Here is a 17,405-nt window from a genome sequence, read left to right on the forward strand (position 1 = left end):
GTTCATCACATTGCTGAATAACTTTGTTATGTTGGATGAGTCTTGGAAATGGCAAACGGCATCAAAGCTAACTGTTGCACGTTTGCATGTGTGTTGCCAATATCTACTTTGCCATACCTTCATAAGACCATTCAACTGTACATGGTGATGGTGCAGCCTAAGCACTACTTGTAGATGACAGCTCTCTTATGGGTGTTGAAGCTTTCATCTTTACCTATAGCTAGGTAAAGATGAATCTTAAGGTAACTTCTGCAAATATAATAGGTGCTCCACGGGCAAAACATACTTATGAAAAAGCTAGAACGAGCCTGCTAGTATATTTCACATAAAGGCCTCCCTCCTGCTCATCATCTTGCGCGAAAAGGTAGAATAGTTATTAAGATCGGAGGACATGCCAGGTGCCGTTTCATGTTTTTGCGTTATATAACGTTTTACAAACGGACGTTTTTAAAAGGTTATAAGTATATTTGCCTTCTGTTTTACCTATATATAAGGAGTAGATAGGAAGATGAACTACGTGGCCTACTATCGGGTGTCAACCAAGAAGCAGGGGCAAAGCGGCCTTGGCCTGGAGTCACAACGTGAGCTAGTGAACCGTTTCTTGAAACACGGTGACGTGCTGCTGCAGGAGTATGTGGAGGTGGAGAGCGGAAAGCGAAATGACAGGCCGGAGCTGGAGAAGGCCATCACCTTCGCAAAGCAACAGCAGGCCCAGCTACTGATTGCCAAATTAGACCGGCTCAGCCGCAACGCCGGATTCATCTTCACCCTGCGCGACAGCCACGTGAACTTTCTGGCTGTGGACATGCCGGATGCCAATACTTTAACCATTGGGATCTTTGCCGTGCTGGCACAGCACGAGCGGGAGCTGATCAGCACCCGGACGCGGGCCGCGCTCCAGCAAAAGAAGCTACAGGGTTTTGCCCTAGGTACGCCCGAGAACCTGACTCATGGTGCCCGAACGAAAGGGCTTCAGGTGCGGCAGGAGAACGCGGCTTCGCACAAAGCCAACCGGCAGGCCACGGAACTGATCCAGATGTATCGGGAAAAGGGTATGACCTATCAGCAAATTGCTGACCGGCTCAACAGCCATGGTTTCACCACCCGAAGGGGGAAGAAGTTCTTTGCCATCACCGTTCAGCGGCTGCACATCCGACAAGGGCAGCTTCAAACGGATGCCCTCACCTCACCAGAGTAGTTTAGGTTTGCTATATTTATATTGAAAGTGCTTCATCTTTTGTATCTTATGTGGTATAAGAGTTATCACCCTAAACTCCTTTTATGCAGCATGTACATATTTTCCTGGACGAATTCGGAAACGCCAGCCTGAACCTGGATAAAGCTGGTACTTTTTCTCACTTTGTGCTGACAGCTGTTCTCTTGGATGAGACGAAGCTGGAGCAGGCCCGGCAGCTAAGGGAGACAATTAGTCGCCGCTTCTTTCAAGGCCAACCCATCAAGTCCAGCCGTATTCCCAATGATGAGAAGGGCTTCCGGAAAAGACTGGAGGTATTAAGGGAACTGCGCCAGTTGGACTTCGTGGTGCTGGGAATGGTCATCAACAAGAGCAAGCTGGAAGGAGCGGGTTTTGATCAAAATGATGTCTTCTATAAATACTTCAACCGGATCTTTCTCAAGCAGTTTCCCAAAAACTTCACTGCTTTCTCGATCCATGCCGATCAGCTTGGCTGGCCAGCGTTTCGGCGCAGCCTGCACCATTACATTGAAACCAAAGTTATCCAGCGGGATCTGTTCACGCCGGAGCGCTCATACCGCCTGGTAGAGGATAAGTCAGAGGAGCCCTTGGTGCAGCTGGCAGATTTTCTTTCTGGCTGCCTGGGCAAGATTTACTGCACCAGTCACAGCCACGAAAAGGCATCCGCACTGTTCGATCTGCTGCACGACCGTACATTCATTGATTTTTTCCCTTTTGAAAGAACAGACTATCTCCTCTCCCCTACTCCCGAAGACCGGCAGAAGAACCATCTTATACGAAGAATAGCCTCGGAGTCCGCACAAGAGGCACTCTCTGGCAGAAACAGCCTTTCGGAGGAGGCGCTTGCCGTGTTGCAGTATCTGTACCTGATGTTCCGCACCGCGCCTGACCGCCTCATCGAGAAACGGGAGATCATTGATAAGCTAAAAAGAAGATTTCCGACTTTTTCGGAGCAGCAGCTGCGGGTTTGTGTCCAACATCTGCGCGACAACGGGGTGCTTATCGCAAGTATCCAAGGTAAGTCAGGCTATAAGCTTCCTGACAGCGTGGAGGATATTGCGGGCTTCTATAACCGCTACCTCAACAGCATCGTCCCGATGCTCAATCGCATCAATATCTGTAACCGTAAGTTGATGGTGAACAGTGTGCAGGAGGTGGACCTGCTTCAAACTAACACTGATTATTCGCTTTTGCATGAGTTGATCAAAACACTGGATAAGGAGAAGCATGCTTCTTTAATCGAATAAATTGGTTTTACTAATATGTTATAATTAAAGGGATTGACGCTTGATCTTTATCGACTGTAGTCATCTGGTGCTGGATTTATCCTTATATACTTGATTCTATATTTACTGAATTAGGCCTTCTTATGTATTATGTAATAAATATTATTTAAAAATTTTTAGTTAATAAATTTTATTTAAAATATAATAATTGAAGTGCTGTTCTTAATCTCGTAACAAAGCTGCCATAAAACAAAAAGCGGCGCAGGGATGTACCTGCGCCGCTTTCCAGCACCCGATTGGAGTGGCCAATCTTAAAGCTTACAATTTCTAAACTAGGTTTTGATCAACTCATTAAAAGCTTATGTAGTTACTTTACTTCTTTACCAATGAGAATTCGGTTTACTACATTTCTGTTACCTGACTTAAGCTGTAGGTAATAAGTGCCGCCCTTGAGCTTCTGAACAGGAATGATCAACTGCTTTTCTTTGGTCTTTTTAGAGAATACCTCCTTTTGCTGCGCATTCAGAAGGCGTACTTCGTAACTGCTATCAGTTTTGTTACCATCTTCAGGGAAGGCATTGCTGAGTGATACGTTTAACTCATCTGAAGTCGGGTTAGGATAGGCATAAGCATACATGTCATATCCCTGATTGAAGTAAAAGCTTCTTGTGTCTTTAACGCTCCATCCGCAGCCTGGCGTGTACTGCTGCAACTCGAAAGTGTACTCTCCAGGATAATAGGCATCGAAATAAATGGAGCTGCCAGAGTACTCCATTGGATATGGCTCAGGAGAGTCAAGTGGCGGTGTGATGGTCCACAGGTAGTTGCTAGGGTCTACTCCGGAGACGTTTGTGTCCACAAAGAACTGGTACGTTTTGCCTGTTTCAGGTCCATAGATCTGGCAGTAGCAGCTTAAGTCGTACGGGTTACTGATAAAGGCTGGGCCTGACCCGATGTTGACTGTTGTAGAAGAGGACACGTTTCCGCAGGGAGTGGCGACATTTACTGACACCGTGCTGGAACTGTAGTTGCCAGAGGTTGAAGTAACCCCTATCTGATTAGTTCCTTGGCCGGACACAATTGTCAAACCGGGGCCAATCGACCAGCTGTAGGTCACTCCACTACCATAGCTTGGCACGGAAAAGTATGCTGTATTCCCACAAACAGAGTTACTGCTTGAGCTTATTGCTACAGTCAAACCGCATTCATTAGAGCAGTTAAGAGTGTTGGATGTATTATTCTGCATCTCCTGGAAAAGCCACTCAGAAGTCCTGTCTGTGAATGAAATGTGCTCAATATTAAACCTAGAGGTATTTGCTACCCTCTCCTGAGCAATAAAGTCGCTGGCCGTGGAAGGAGAAGTGGTGCTAAGGCCTCCCACAAACCTTGCTGCAAGAGAAGTTGAAGTGGTAGGTGAGATGTCCAATGCGCTTACAGTTGGCACAAATGAAAACTCCCCAGTCATGCTACCACTTGCTGATAATTTGAAGAATTGCCCCCACTGTACGTTTGGTCCCGCTAAGCCGGTGCCTGTAGACAGGCTGTAGGTACCGCCTGGTGCCCCATCCCAAGGTAAAGCATAGCTTGGAGCATTTTTACTTATGTTGAGGATATTTATATGTGTCTTCACAAACCAAAATAAGCGAAGTTCATACCGTAGGTTCAAATATGTGATACGCTGAGTGCTTCCCTGTGTTGGCAGAGCATTTACGATAGCATCAGCCTTCAAGCCTGGCCTTAAGATCCATGGTATGGTAGAAAGGAAGAATTGGCTGTTTGCCCGACCCAGCTCAGCGTATGGCGCAAAGAGCTGCTGCCCGCACTCCGAGCCTTGGCTTGTGGCGATGAAGCGATAGGAAGGTTGTGGGCCACTGGAGCTGAATGTTACCATTGGTTTATAAACATTGCTCAGGAAGGTGTTCTGCACCGCGTTTCCGTCTTCTGAGCGAATGATAAGCATTTGTTTTGTGGCAGGTGCATTCATCAGCCTCTCTGCTGCCCGCATTGATCCAGAACTATCAAAGAGCTTTATGCCTCGCACTACTAACTTAGGGAGGCTTGTGAGTATATGCTGAAACCCGAGTGGAACATTGGCACCTTGATGCGGGCTGTCGTGCGTGATCAGCAATCGAGTATGAGTGTTTTTTCCCTCTTTAGTCATTTTAGCAAGGCCGTAGCGGGCTACAAGTCCCCCCATGCTCAGGCCCATCACTACGTTTTGCTCGCCCCCGCTGCCTTTCTGGGTATTAACCCAATTGACTACCTCTTCAAACAGAGCGGCGTTGCGCGTGATGTCGTCTACACCGTCATTAAAGTTAAGGAAGATCAAATCATAGCCTGCTATATCAAGTTGATCATTGAAACGGAAGAATTCAGGTCGGTCAATGGCATTGATGAAAGATCTGTAATCATATGGCCCTGCTAATCCTGGTGCAACATCAGAGGCATCATATCCTTCAACTACTATAAGAGGTTTAGTAATCGTTGAATGGCCTGCTCCATATGAAATCAAAGCCTCACCGCCGGAGTGGAGGCCAGTAGCAGCAAAAGGCTGAATGAGATCTGGTGTGCGGGCATACCGGAGTGCCACTGAAGTGGCATTTGCAACTTCTAATTGGGAGTAACATTCGTAAGAACTGTTATCAGTGAAGCTAACCTTTACCTTAATAAGCTTTGTGCCGTCCGAAGTATATGTTGCAGATACAGGAATATTCCAGGAAGCGGAGACGTATCCTCTGCCATCTGCAAAGTCAACGTAAAGGTTTTGTACAGCCTTGCCAGCGGTGTTGTAGAAAAGTTCTGGCTTAAATACCAAAGACACACTTCCGCTGTTAGAATTGTTCGATACGGGGCTTGCCGTGAAAAAGAATCGCTCGGCATAGGGGCTCTGAGTTCTTCCAGATACGTCCTTTAGCTGCTCATTCTCTAGCTTCAACAGGTTGTTTGAAATGGCATCAGATTTGATATATCCGTATTTTGAAAACGCAATAGCTACTGGTATCGCAGATGTCGTACTCTGTACACTCTCTATGGTGCTGTTGACGGAGGCAAGGGTGGGTAAAGGGTTTGTCCCGTAGATTCTGGAGGTGTATAGGGAGGCATAGGCCATTCTCCAGGCGTCCATATTGACTCTGTTACTGTCAGTAAGTACGCCGTTAAATATGTCAAGAGGCAAAAACTCTGTCGCGTAGTCAGCTAGAAAGCCTGTAGGTACCTGAGCCTTATCCAGCGGCGCGAAGATGTGGTTCATCTTGTCTGCCACAGGGTCCCCTGAGGGAATGGTATAGGTAATAATTAGTTTGGGGCGTATGGCCGTGTTGGTGTGTTCCTCGCTGGCATAGGACCGGCCACGGTAGTACTGCTCATTCTCCAGGGCCATCCTCATCCCGTAATTTGCAGACGGGCTGTTTACCCATTCCTGTACAAAGGAGGTGATGTTGACCTGTATGTTCTCGGTAGTGGAAGTGGAAGGTTGCTGCCAGATGCGCCCGCTTGTTGTCGTGGCGGGTTGGGTGTTCCAGGTAACGGAGGTTTCGCCCCAATTGCCAGTCACTTTTTCAAAGTATATAGCGTTAGATCCACTCAATTGATTGTTAGTCGTTCCAGAGTTACCTGTTGCAGTAGGGTCACTGTAAAGGTAAAGTGTGGCACTTTGTACGACAGCTCCCGATGGGATGCTGTTCAGGTTAAACTTGAACAGCGTGCGCCAGAAGGTTGTATAGCCGCTACTGGTCCAGGCACTGGCTAGGTTGCGAGCTTGATTGTAATAGTTGGTGTTGGCAATGCTCGAGTTTTGGTTGTTTTTGTAGAGCATCACGTCCGTCCAGTTAGCGCCGGCGTTAATTGTAACTGTGGTTTGGGCCATAACCCTGTGGGACATAAGGGTTAGAAAAAGGCAAAGCGTTGCCAGCCCTCTGAAAAAGGGTAGTTGTGTTTTCATGAATTTTTTAGATTAGTACCTGATTTTAAAAAATCTTTTTGTCGAATCTACCTTCTGTGACACGGATGGTGTCACAACCTGGCTTAGTTAGTGTGAATTCAAATTTTCCTGCGATGATGCCATTCTGGAGGTCAAGCTTTGTTATTTCAAGTTGGCCCTCACGGTAGACTTCTGGTGATTTGTCATATTCACATTCCTGATTATAGAACCTAACGCCGCTTATTTCAGGGTTATCAAAGGTGTAAACTCCTTCATGGTCAGCTTGAGCCATAGCAATAATAACATGCTCATATTCTGAAGGGTTGTCGCTGATTTTCCTGTAAGCTGCAATATTTAAAGTGCCTCCTTTGTATGCTGGATCATAAGTAATGTCAAAGTTCTTCTGGAATGTACTAGGCCTCCCTTTAGGAAGCCAAAGTTCACCATTTACATAAGCTGCGAAGGTATTGGAGCCGTTCATGCTGTAGTTCGGCATTACTTCTTCATTCTTGTCCTTCTTACAGGCAAGGAGCGACAGACACAACAAGAGCAGCGGGAGTTTCATAACTAATGTTTTCATATTAATGTGCTTTAAAAGTCTAACTCAATGTCCTGAGCAGAATTGTATATTTCCTCCTCTTTAAGGGCTTTCTTTTGCTGCTGTGTCTCCTGCCGTAGGCGCTTTAGCGTCTCAAGTTGAATAGGCGTCAGCACCTGTTTTAGTTTGTTAAGAGCCTGCTCGTTCGCCTGCCGGAAGTCTGCTTTGGAGATTTTTTTTGATTTGCTGCTTTGCCTGATTTGGCTGAACTTTTCTGAACGCTCTAGCAGAAGGGCATACACTTCCTTTTCCTGTGCATTATTCAGGTCAACCTCATGATCTAGCTTTTCTAAGATGGTTTGTGCAATATGCCTGGGAGGGGCAACTGATAGTGTGTCTTGGGCCATAGCTTCTATACAGGATAGGCTACAGAAGAAGCCAAGAGTAATAAAAAATTTCTTCATAAGATAAAGTTTGTTTAGGCTGAAAATGAAATATGATAAAACCGTAAATAAATTATTGAAGTAATTTCGTCTTATCAGAGGTGTCAATTCTAAATCAGACTGGGTATTCATTACTGAGAGGGTAAGACTGTTCTTATTCGTGAGGAATATATATAATATCTTCAAATATTTTATGGAATATATATTGTAAATATTAACTATAAATATGTTTATATATAATATAAGTATACAAACTAATAATTCTTTATGCAGCTTTTAAGCTATATAAACCATATTAGATATACTGATTAAGTTATTATTAAGTAACACTAACAGAGGTAGTTTTTGTTGTTCCTACTTTAAACTATTTAATAGCCTATACTTATGATAGTAGCAGTTAGCCAAACTGCTACTAACTTATTACGCTAGTTGCTAAGCTAAATATTGCTAAAGTAACAATATATTGTTACTTTAGCAAAGCCTATTTCGTATACCAATACAGGCATTACCTTGAGTTAGCATGAACAGAGTAAAAGGCATTTTACAGAACGGGACCACGATCATACTGGAAAACTATGACCAGAGCAACGTGGACGATATGTATTTTATCAAAGCCATAGAAGCCACGAACCAACGCAATCACAGGACTATAGCAGAGTACTTCAACGGACTGATCAGAAGCCTGGAGACAGTGCAGCAGGAGGTCAGGGAGCAGAAAGTACAGCAGCTTTTATCTCAGTACAGAGACAGGCCTGTGGTAGCGGAAAAGGTTCGCCAGGAACGGAGGGAGCAACTCGGGCAGACAAACCACATAGCTGCCTGCGAGGGTTACGAGGAGGAGGAGCTCAACAAGGTGCTGGACGAACTGTATATCAACGGGCAAATCACCCCTGAGGAGATGACTGAGGTATTCAACTTAAAGTATCTGTGATGAACGACAGGTACTGCTATCCCGGCACCAGTGTGCTGATCAATCATTTTGACATCAGGGACGCAGCTAAGCTAAGCAAATTAGAGCTTACCCACTGGAGACATAACGTGTTGGCTTTGCCTGATAAACTGCCCAGCCAGCTAAAGTTTGATTTAACGCTTTGGCAGCAGATCCACAAGGAAACATTTGGCTCCGTCTACCCCTGGGCAGGGGAGCTCCGGAGTGTGATGATCTCCAAAGGCAATGCCGTACATGCCGCGCCACGTATGATTGAGCCCTATGCCAACCACTTACTCCAGGAGCTGAAGGCAGCGGGGTATTTAATGGGACTGGATAGGGAGCAGTTCCTGTTGAAGGGATCTTATTTTTTTGAGGAGCTGAATGCCATTCACCCTTTCCGGGAAGGAAACACCAGAACACTAAAGGTTTTCTTTTCCCTTTTGTCCCGACAGGCGGGGTATGAAATAGACTGGCGCAAGGTTTCGGCACAGCAGTACCAACAGGCAGAGCAGGCTTCTTTTGCTGCAGGAAACAAAGGCCCCTCCCCTTTTTACCCGCTGTTTAAGGCGGTCCTTCAGCCTGTCGAGTTATCAAATAAGCAGTCTATCAGGTTCAAACTATGAATGAGAACAACCAAGGGGAGACATGCGCAGCGTGTGATCCTAAGACCCACATCAGCGCAGAGGTGAAGGCCATGTTTAAGCAGGCAAACCTAACGTGGGAGAAGTTGGCAGAGCTCGATGAAGGCGTTGGCCGTGGGAAAGGGAGCTATAGGCAAACCTTTTTGGCCAGGCTTGTCAAAGCCCAGGAAACGCTGCAGAAGGTCGGGTACAGCATCCGGATCGAGAAAGGTTAGTTCTGTAAAGATTTATATTTTGTACATTGTTAACTTTGAAAATATTTAACTTACCCAAAGATTTTACCAACCTGTTCCTTATAAGGACGAGGAAGGACTGTACTAGTGGCTGAGTTGCCAATCCGTACCTGTATTTTAGTAACTTATGCAACACGAGAACAAACCCTCTGAGGCCCTTTTAAGCGATCCGACCTACTTCCTGAGTAGGATTGACAGGAGCGTAGCCGATAACATCAGAGACATTGAGAAGTCCTTTGATGAAGATGCTGGTATTGTGAAAGATTTCATCGTCTTCATTTCGAGGAAAATGAAAAAGGACCTTTTCGGTTTCACGAGGTTCACGCTTTCAGAGTTCTGCAAAGAGACTGGACGTAACAAGCAGACTTTGTGTGAGGTGCACCCAAAGTTCAAAAATAACCCCAAAGCGGAAGTGCCGGAATATTTCGGTCACAGGTTTGAGACAACCTTTGACTATGCCCTGTTCCACATGCTGAGCAATAACATCATCTTCTCTCGTTCCTACGAGTATAAGCATCAGGATAAGGTGATAGAGCTGAAGAACTTTGCCATTCTCAAGGATATTAAGGTTAGCATCGACAGACATACCAACACCATCAAGATTTACGATGTCCGAATATCGGATGAGCTTATGGAAGGGTTTTTCCGCAGGTACTATACCATTGACACCAACGGCTATAAGCATGTAGGAAAAGGGCGTGGCGGCGACGGGCGCAAGAGCCTGTACATTTTCCTTTACAAGACGCGTCACCAGCTGCTTAGCTCAGGTAAACGCATCACAAAGTTGCCTATAGATCTGTTGGCCTCGGTTGCCCATATTGAGTCAGAGGAACCTCGGTTCAAGAAAAAAAGTGTGAAGAGGGTACTGGACTACATTCGGGAAAAAGGAAAACTGCCTTTTGACTATACTTTTGTCCAAGGGGACCCAACAAAAAAGTACCAGGAGCTCTATTGGGTTAGTTTGGACTTCTCCGTATATCACGAGGTTATGGAGGCGAAGGAGGATCACAACTTTTACATTGCCTTGCTGGAGCGCATGCGGGATCTTTTCCACCATACATATGGGAACCATGTCCAAATCACTGGAGAGAAAGATACTTTTCAGCGTTGGCTTACTAACTCGGACGCGGACCTAACGCACAAAGCAAATGAGCTTTGCAAAGCATATTTTAAGGTGCACAACAAGGATATCACACTGGCAATGGCGAAAAAGCTTATTCGGGGAGGTCTATTCTCCGACGATAATTAAAACGCTATTCAAGTATTGTCACACAGGGCATAACTAAAGTCTATATGGAAACTCCCTACATTGCCCTTGGAAGGACTTTAAGCAAGTGTTCTAGCCTATTATTCAAGTATTGCCACGCATACAAGACATAAAGAGCCAATCTAATATATGGATGAGATATGACTTTTGCAAAATACAAACTTGGAGAAGATGTAGAAGTAAGCGGTACGTTCACAGGATTAGGTGACCAAAAAGGTAGAGTCACTGAAATAGTGTATGACAAGCTGAGCAGCCAATTCTTCTATAACGTGCAATGTGGAGAGAATCGACATTATGCGCAGGAACGATTTGTCTCTACTGTACAGAGACTTAACGAAGGCACTTGAATAATGATAGAAACTCCTAGCGGATGTCTCCAGCATGCCACAAGCGTTCTTTCTGAGGGTCTCTTGACAGGTTGCGTTACTGCAAGCCATATGAAGCGGCAGGTTTAATGTATCGCATCGATCTTTTCCCTTATGGATGCCTTCTTGAGCCAAGAGGATATTTACTATTCAAGTATTGCCTCACTCTGTCAGAGCCGTTCATGTATTGCCTCAGTAGCCGGAGCCGTTCAAGTACTGCCACAATCCATTCAAGTATTGTCTCAAGGCGTTCAAGTATCGCCACAAATTGGCTATTCCCCTCAACAATAGCTGTTTTGCCTACTCAAGTATTGCCTCAAGCCATTCAAGTATTGCCACGCTTCTCCAAAGCTGTTCAAGTATTGCCTCAGTAGCAATAGGTCATTCAAGTATTGCCACACCCACAATGCACCCCATTGGCTCTATTCCGTACAGCCGTTCAAGTATTGCCACTAAATATATATACTTCTATATACTTCCTTATAAATAGTAATTTGAAATGTCGGAGGGGTTCGTGAACAATAAAGATTTAACAAAAGGGAAGAGAAAGAGACTTGCGCTGCGAAAATTACACAACTTCTTCACAAAAACAGCTAAAATATGACCAGTGCTTTAATAACTAGCTATGAAGTCTAAAGATTCCTACACAGGGCCGGGGAAAATAAGATAAAAGCATAAAAATTATACATACATAATGTAACTTTTTATATACATATCGTATATATTAATATATCTTTTATATCAACCCCTTTAAATTTTGTGTGTATGGAACAGACTTCAACAACCGTCAGCCAGATTGCAGAGGTAAAGCTCAGCTACCATCCCCAGGTGAAGCCCTCCGAGCGCCCGCAGATTACGAGTTCTAAAGACAGTTACACTTTCTTCCTACAGCTATGGGATGAGGGCAGCATACAGTTCCGCGAGCAATTTAAGGTTATGTTACTAAGCAGGGCAAACAAAGTGCTGGGAATATTTGAAGTTTCTACCGGTGGCGTGGCCGGTACGGTGGCAGATCCCAAACTTATCTTTGTCGCTGCGCTCAAAGCCAATGCCAGTGGGATCGTTTTAGCTCATAATCACCCATCGGGCAACTTAAAGCCTAGCAGTGCAGATATTAGCCTTACTAAAAAGGTGAAGGAGGGCGGTAACTTACTTGATATTGCTGTTCTAGATCACATCATCCTTACCAATGAGGGTTATTATTCTTTTGCAGACGAGGGACTTTTATAAAAGTCCCTTACTCCTTCAAATCTCGGCTGTAAACCAACCGTAGCGGCCCGCCGTCAGGCGGGCTTTCTTTTTTTCTTTCTGTAGTAATGCCTGTTCTACAATACCATACAAGCAATTTAGCGCTAACATAAGGGGAAATAAAAACTCTATTTTGTGGATAAATTTTTACATACCAAGTGTAACTAAATATATACATTACGTATATATTAATATAAGTTTTGTTTAACCTTCTAAAGCTAAAAGTTATGAACGCTTATCAAAAATTCATTCAACTGGCAGATCAGGTAACAAATGAGGTCATCGAGCAATTAGAACAAGGCCAGGTATTCTGGAGAAAGCCATGGACATCTTACGGATTGCCTAAAAACTATGTATCTGGCCGCTATTATGAAGGCTTCAATGCTTTCTTTCTGAACTACCTGACTGATAAGAAAAGCTTTAGGACGCCCTATTTTCTTACCTATAAACAGGCTAAAGAGCTGGGCGGGCATGTAAAGAAGGGAGAGAAAGGAACCCAGATCATCTACTGGAAAGTTTACGCCAAAAGTGATACTAGTGAGGATAAAGGCACTTCAGGAGAGACAGAGGAGGTGTATCAGAGAAGATTTATCCCCTTTATTTGGACGGTATTCAATATTGATCAAGTGGAAGGAATCGAGTTTGCCCTCCCTTCTGTTCATGAGCGTACCGATCTGCAGGTAATAGAGGCTTGTCAGGAGGTGGTGGATCAATACCCTATGCCACGCCCGAAAGTTCTGCACGGAGGCTCCCAGGCCTACTATGCGCCTTTTAATGATACGGTACAGATGCCGGAGCTGAGCAGCTTTGTTTCCTCCCAGGCTTATCACGCAACTTTGTTTCACGAACTGATCCACTCCACAGGCCATCAAACCAGGCTTAACCGTTTTGCTGACATAGAGAAGGCGGCCCGGTTTGGAGACATAAATTACTCAAAGGAGGAACTGATAGCCGAGATGGGAGCAAGCTTCCTCAACGCCTTTACAGGTATCAAAGCGGAGGTTTTTGAAAACTCAGTGGCTTACCTGCAGGGATGGGCGAAGAAGTTTAAAGATGATAAGACAATGATCATCTACGCAAGCACAAAGGCTTTTAAAGCGGCCAGTTATATCCTGAACTTACAGGCAGGAAATACCCTAGTGGCAGAAGCAACAACTATGGCAGCATAGCCTTTTGAAAGATCTTGTCTGGTAACATCAGGCAAGATCTTTCATTTTTAATACTGATGGAGTTAACTGCGAAAGTTTGAAAGATGAAATCCCGCCATGGCGACCCGCCTTCGGCGGGATTCTTTTTAATGTATAAGCTTTATGTGAAGTTTAATGATAGCGAGGCTAATTATTTACTTTTAACGCCCTTTATCAAGTGTTTCTTAGAAATTATCTGTGTTTAACATAACGCCAGAGTATCAACCCCCTGCAAAGGTTAGCAGCAGCTCTTGTTCTGCTGGATGGGCGGGCATGCCACTGTGCCATAAGAGCAGTACACGCAGCAGTCTCCTGGCTTGGGTTTCAACACGGTGTGACATTGCTCGCACTCGTAGAAATACTGGCAGGCATCCGTTGGCATCTGCTCCTCTTTCCTGTGCCCGCACTCCGGACAAGTAAGCACGGAGGCCGTCTTCGTCTTATTATCCATCATGGCTTCTTATCCTCTATGGCCACCAGGTAGCCTGTTTTCCTGGCCGCCTGCAGGATCTGCATGGGCTTTACTTTTGTGCTGTCGTATTTGATAACGGCACTGCCTTTCTCGTAGGAGGTGCTCACGCTGAAGACACCAGGCAGCTTACCTATTTCCTGGTTCACATGCGCCTCACAGCCCGCGCACGTCATGCCCTTCACCTGCAGCTTTACCGACTGAGTGAAGTCCGTCTGCACGTTGGCAGCCTTGGCAACGTGCTGTTGCTTGTAAAAAGCTCCCGCGTACTCAGGGAAGGCCAACAGGAGCAGTGCCACGCAGCTTACGGCCAGCAGGAACTTGTTTGATTTCCAAAACGTAGGTTTCGCCTTCCCTTCACAGGCACAGGCAGCAGCTGATTTTTCTGCCTTTAGCCGCTGGTACCAGGCCAGGGCCAGCACGGCCACGGTGATGCCAGCCAGGTAAGGCCTAAAAGGCTCCACCCACCCGAAGGCGGAAATGGCACCGGTGACGCCGCCTACCAGGGCCAGCAAGGGAGCGATGCAGCAGAGCGATGCAAGGAGGGCCGCCAGCAGGCCGGTTCCTAATAGTTTTGTCGGGGATGTTCTCATGGCAGGGGATTATGCTTGTTCTAACTTATTGCTGATATGCTTGAGAAGGGGTTTTATGATTTCCAGGTGTTCCTGCTTTAGGGAGTAAAAGATCGTTTGCCCCACTTTTTTGCTCTGGATGATGCCGCCGTCCTTAAGCTTGCGCAGCTGCTGGGAGACGGCGGGCATGGTCATCTGCAACACGTCGCTCAGGTCGCACACGCACAGCTCCCCCTCCTCCTCCAGCAGGTAGAGGATTTTCAGCCTCGTATCACTGCCGGCCAGGCTCAGCACCTGGCTCAGCGCCTGAATCATGGTCTCTGCAGAACGCAGCTTTTCAGCGCACAGATTCAGCCGGTGCTCATCGGCATATACTCGGATACATGTTTTGTCTTCCCTCATTTCAAATATTTATACAACAAAATTACAAACATAAAAGTATTTAAGCAAATACTTAAATAAGTCTAAACAACACGAATTTGCTATGAAATACGATGTGTTTGTGATTGGTGCCGGGATGGCCGGTGCCGCCGTGGCCAAGAAGTGCGCAAAAGCAGGGCTGAAGACCGCTATCTCCGACTTCCGGCTCTACGGCGGAACCTGTGCCCTGCGGGGTGCGACCCCAAGAAAGTACTCATTGACGGTGTAAGCCTGCGCGAGCAAGTGTGGCTGCACATGGGGAAAGGGCTCGCTGGAGACGTGAAGGTGAACTGGCAGGAGATGTGGCCGATACAGCAGGCTTGCCCTTAACACCGGTGGCTGTCTACGAGGACCACTTCCTGACGACAAACGTCATCAAGGGCAACAGCAAAAAAGTGAATTACCCGGATATTCCCACGGTGGTCTTCACCATTCCGTCACTAGCCTCTGTGGGGCTTACTGAAAAGCAGGCGAAGCAGTAGGGGGCTGGACTACAAGGTGAACACACATGACGCAAGGCAGTGGTTTAACGGCACAAGGCACCGCGCCCATGCCTACAAAGTGCTGGTGAGCAAAACCGACGGAAGCATACTTGGTGCGCACCTGGTGGGCCCGCTCGCGGAGGAGACAATCAATATTTTTGCTTTGGCTATGAAAGCAGGGATGAAGGCAAGAGACCTGAAAAGCTTTCTTTTCAGTTACCCTACCATGGCCTCAGATGTAAGCTATATGTCATAGCACTGAGCAAAAAGCAGCTTATGAGCATCTGTACCTCAAGCTTATCTAAATATGCTTGTTTTTCTATGGACCAATGCTTCTATCTTTTCAAAGGCTTGATGGACACGGCAGCTGTTTTCTCAAAGTACCTGTGGCTTGGTGAAGCTCAATCCTCCTCCCTCCTACTTCTGCCTTCTTGATTGCTCTTAAGTAACAGGTCGAGAAAGAATAAAAGTAAACTTGTCAAATACTTTTAGTATTAATTTGTATATGTTACGTATATATTTGTAAGTGTCATTTCTTAGATATTTGGCTTAAGATAAGCCATCAGGATTCGTTAATTATAGAATAATGCAGATAGAAGACAAGAGCCCTAAGTTTGAACTAGGCAAGCGTATGCTTGAAAAGCAACAGCTGACTTCACTTACTGAGCTGTTTGATATCGTACCGTATACTCCCGTGGCCAAAGCACTAGGCATAAATAACCAGCGACTTCGAAACAAGATTGGCGATCCCCGCTCCTTTCGTGTAAGCGAATTGCTGGACCTTGCGGTACTACTGGATGTCGATGCGATCAAGCTCTTTGCCTTACTTCACGAAACAATCAAGAAATCGGCACCTGCTGAAGGATAACTAAATGATAGCTTCACAAGGCACAAGATGCAAAGCTTTACATTGCCTACTATTCTATTAATCAACTTCTAGCTTGTTCTCCTATGAATCTATATGAGTTCAATAGTATTCTTTCACTTAATGAAAGGGCACAGGCGGTATGGGATGAGGGGCAGTTTCTTTCAAGCCGCCTAGATGGAGAGTATAGGGTATGCCTCTACTACATGGGTGATTTTTTTGCAGAGGTTTGGATAAATTCATGCGATAACGGTAGTAGGATTTGCCATGTACGGGCTTTTAAGAGCCGAAGGCTTCTGGAACCTTACCTCTCCCCTATTGACCTGTCTACCCTTTTCTGACTCTTTCTGCTTTTCGTCTCAAACTATCTACTTTGACTATTAAGCTGCTTGCCTTTAATTGACACATATTTCTAGCTTTAAAAAAAAAATAATTATTATTTAACACATAACACATAACACATAACACATAACACATAACACATTTTACTTATTAGATAATGCTTATTATCTGTTAGGTAATACATGATAAATAATAATTATTAAATATTTGTACCGCTGGATTTAGTATTTGAAGCTTTTTCTTATAGTAGGTACTTGTTATCCATACTCCCCTGTTCCCTCCAGCTTACCCAATGCTCCGCTTTTGGAACCTTACTCTTCCTAATCTCCCCTCTCCTTGTATTATTTACCTAGAATTCTTTCTTTTGGTGTATGGTGGGCTTTGTATTGCAAGATGTGTTTTGAGTCCCTCAAAACCTCTTGCCTTGCTTTCAGCGTAGCTATCAGCAAGGGGGATAAACCCACTCGCAACTCGTGTCTTTTATTGAGCAAAGAATGTATGGAAGGTGTTAAGAAACCAAAAGGAGGGCGTCCAAAACTATCGCCGGAATTAAAGAGGGCCAGACAGTTAAAGCTGACCTTTTCCGATAGCGAATACAAGCAACTGGAGACGGAGATGACGGCTGCAGGGCATGAATCGTTGTCTGTTTACCTGCGGAGGAAGGCACTGGCGCAGCCTGACGAATTTATTGCTAATCCCAAAGAGTTAATCGCTGTGTTGGATAGGCTCGGCCCAGAGATCAGCAGGGTCGGCAACAATATCAATCAGGTAGCCAGGTATGTCAATTACCTGAAGGCAAACAATATGATAAACATGCAGTTTCTTGCCGATTTTAACAGACACATGATAGAGTTTAGTATCATAGAAAAAGAATTGGTCAAGGCGCTTCGCTCTTTTCTTCGGATTGCTGCTGCAAGGTTCAAGAAGTTTAAATAATATTTATTATTTAATAAGTAAGAATTAATAAGTAAGAATTAATAAGTAAGAATTAATAAGTAAGAATTAATAAGTAAGAATTAATAAGTAAGAATTAATAAGTAA

Annotated in this window: 19 protein-coding genes; 13 read left to right on the forward strand and 6 right to left on the reverse strand. The window is 45.1% G+C overall.

The genetic code is table 11. From position 1 onward, the window contains the following. The first annotated feature begins 508 nt into the window (after nucleotides 1-508). Together CHB92_RS19325 and CHB92_RS19330 are read left to right on the forward strand one after the other, a co-directional pair. Nucleotides 509-1,198 (forward strand): recombinase family protein, encoded by a 690-nt coding sequence (locus tag CHB92_RS19325; RefSeq protein WP_089320883.1) that lies wholly within the window; start codon nucleotides 509-511, stop codon nucleotides 1,196-1,198. An 83-nt stretch (nucleotides 1,199-1,281) separates the two neighbouring features. Then, nucleotides 1,282-2,463, forward strand: a complete 1,182-nt coding sequence (locus CHB92_RS19330; protein ID WP_089320884.1) for a DUF3800 domain-containing protein — start codon at nucleotides 1,282-1,284, stop codon at nucleotides 2,461-2,463. Between the two features lie 346 nt (nucleotides 2,464-2,809). Here CHB92_RS19330 and CHB92_RS19335 read toward each other — a convergent pair whose 3' ends face one another. The 3 genes from CHB92_RS19335 to CHB92_RS19345 all read right to left on the reverse strand — a co-directional run bounded on the left by CHB92_RS19335 (nucleotide 2,810) and on the right by CHB92_RS19345 (nucleotide 7,306). Then, the gene (locus tag CHB92_RS19335) at nucleotides 2,810-6,307 is read right to left on the reverse strand and encodes a DNRLRE domain-containing protein (protein ID WP_179223113.1); all 3,498 of its coding nucleotides are present in this window, start codon (nucleotides 6,305-6,307) and stop codon (nucleotides 2,810-2,812) included. A gap of 100 nt (nucleotides 6,308-6,407) precedes the next feature. Further along, the gene (locus tag CHB92_RS19340) at nucleotides 6,408-6,941 is read right to left on the reverse strand and encodes a DUF6252 family protein (protein WP_106219176.1); all 534 of its coding nucleotides are present in this window, start codon (nucleotides 6,939-6,941) and stop codon (nucleotides 6,408-6,410) included. Nucleotides 6,942-6,952: 11 nt separating this feature from the next. Next, nucleotides 6,953-7,306, reverse strand: coding sequence for a hypothetical protein (locus CHB92_RS19345; protein WP_106219177.1), 354 nt, complete (start codon nucleotides 7,304-7,306; stop codon nucleotides 6,953-6,955). A 556-nt stretch (nucleotides 7,307-7,862) separates the two neighbouring features. On the opposite strand from CHB92_RS19345, the gene CHB92_RS19350 reads away from it, so the two are divergent. The 6 genes from CHB92_RS19350 to CHB92_RS19380 all read left to right on the forward strand — a co-directional run bounded on the left by CHB92_RS19350 (nucleotide 7,863) and on the right by CHB92_RS19380 (nucleotide 13,196). Next, the gene (locus tag CHB92_RS19350; RefSeq protein ID WP_089320888.1) at nucleotides 7,863-8,273 is read left to right on the forward strand and encodes a hypothetical protein; all 411 of its coding nucleotides are present in this window, start codon (nucleotides 7,863-7,865) and stop codon (nucleotides 8,271-8,273) included. Beyond that, nucleotides 8,273-8,896, forward strand: a complete 624-nt coding sequence (locus CHB92_RS19355; RefSeq protein ID WP_089320889.1) for a Fic/DOC family protein — start codon at nucleotides 8,273-8,275, stop codon at nucleotides 8,894-8,896. The genes CHB92_RS19350 and CHB92_RS19355 overlap by 1 nt, the downstream gene beginning before the upstream one ends. Further along, a complete protein-coding gene (locus CHB92_RS19360) occupies nucleotides 8,893-9,129 on the forward strand; it encodes a hypothetical protein (RefSeq protein ID WP_089320890.1) in 237 nt (78 codons plus the stop codon). The genes CHB92_RS19355 and CHB92_RS19360 overlap by 4 nt, the downstream gene beginning before the upstream one ends. Before the next feature lie 145 nt (nucleotides 9,130-9,274). Continuing rightward, nucleotides 9,275-10,396, forward strand: coding sequence for a hypothetical protein (locus CHB92_RS19365; protein ID WP_018480082.1), 1,122 nt, complete (start codon nucleotides 9,275-9,277; stop codon nucleotides 10,394-10,396). Nucleotides 10,397-11,544: 1,148 nt separating this feature from the next. After that, complete coding sequence (locus CHB92_RS19375; RefSeq protein ID WP_025603952.1) at nucleotides 11,545-12,009, forward strand: JAB domain-containing protein; 465 nt, start codon at nucleotides 11,545-11,547, stop codon at nucleotides 12,007-12,009. Nucleotides 12,010-12,254: 245 nt separating this feature from the next. Continuing rightward, nucleotides 12,255-13,196: an ArdC family protein gene (locus CHB92_RS19380; RefSeq protein ID WP_089320892.1), complete on the forward strand. Its 942-nt coding sequence runs from the start codon at nucleotides 12,255-12,257 to the stop codon at nucleotides 13,194-13,196. 256 nt (nucleotides 13,197-13,452) lie between these two features. On the opposite strand, the gene CHB92_RS19385 is transcribed toward CHB92_RS19380, so the two are convergent. Genes CHB92_RS19385 through CHB92_RS19395 form a run of 3 tightly spaced genes read right to left on the reverse strand, consistent with a single transcriptional unit; the run spans nucleotide 13,453 to nucleotide 14,657 of the window. Next, the gene (locus tag CHB92_RS19385) at nucleotides 13,453-13,668 is read right to left on the reverse strand and encodes a GDCCVxC domain-containing (seleno)protein (RefSeq protein ID WP_245842726.1); all 216 of its coding nucleotides are present in this window, start codon (nucleotides 13,666-13,668) and stop codon (nucleotides 13,453-13,455) included. Beyond that, nucleotides 13,665-14,276: a mercuric transport protein MerTP gene (merTP, locus tag CHB92_RS19390; protein ID WP_089320893.1), complete on the reverse strand. Its 612-nt coding sequence runs from the start codon at nucleotides 14,274-14,276 to the stop codon at nucleotides 13,665-13,667. The genes CHB92_RS19385 and merTP overlap by 4 nt, the downstream gene beginning before the upstream one ends. Nucleotides 14,277-14,285: 9 nt before the next feature. After that, nucleotides 14,286-14,657 (reverse strand): ArsR/SmtB family transcription factor, encoded by a 372-nt coding sequence (locus CHB92_RS19395; protein ID WP_089320894.1) that lies wholly within the window; start codon nucleotides 14,655-14,657, stop codon nucleotides 14,286-14,288. Nucleotides 14,658-14,739: 82 nt separating this feature from the next. Between CHB92_RS19395 and CHB92_RS25555 the strand changes: the two genes are divergently transcribed. From CHB92_RS25555 to CHB92_RS19410, 5 genes are all read left to right on the forward strand, one after another. Then, nucleotides 14,740-14,904, forward strand: coding sequence for an FAD-dependent oxidoreductase (locus CHB92_RS25555; protein ID WP_144266348.1), 165 nt, complete (start codon nucleotides 14,740-14,742; stop codon nucleotides 14,902-14,904). A gap of 16 nt (nucleotides 14,905-14,920) precedes the next feature. Then, nucleotides 14,921-15,157: a hypothetical protein gene (locus CHB92_RS26200; RefSeq protein ID WP_245842728.1), complete on the forward strand. Its 237-nt coding sequence runs from the start codon at nucleotides 14,921-14,923 to the stop codon at nucleotides 15,155-15,157. A 16-nt stretch (nucleotides 15,158-15,173) separates the two neighbouring features. Next, nucleotides 15,174-15,413, forward strand: coding sequence for a hypothetical protein (locus CHB92_RS26205; RefSeq protein WP_245842730.1), 240 nt, complete (start codon nucleotides 15,174-15,176; stop codon nucleotides 15,411-15,413). A 330-nt stretch (nucleotides 15,414-15,743) separates the two neighbouring features. Beyond that, entirely contained in the window at nucleotides 15,744-16,025 is a 282-nt protein-coding gene (locus CHB92_RS19405) for a hypothetical protein (RefSeq protein ID WP_089320895.1), read from the forward strand. 837 nt (nucleotides 16,026-16,862) lie between these two features. Then, nucleotides 16,863-17,300, forward strand: a complete 438-nt coding sequence (locus tag CHB92_RS19410) for a plasmid mobilization protein (protein ID WP_089320896.1) — start codon at nucleotides 16,863-16,865, stop codon at nucleotides 17,298-17,300. Nucleotides 17,301-17,405 lie beyond the last annotated feature (105 nt).

The sequence above is a fragment of the Pontibacter ummariensis genome, assembly GCF_900188175.1.
Taxonomy (GTDB): Bacteria; Bacteroidota; Bacteroidia; order Cytophagales; family Hymenobacteraceae; genus Pontibacter; species Pontibacter ummariensis.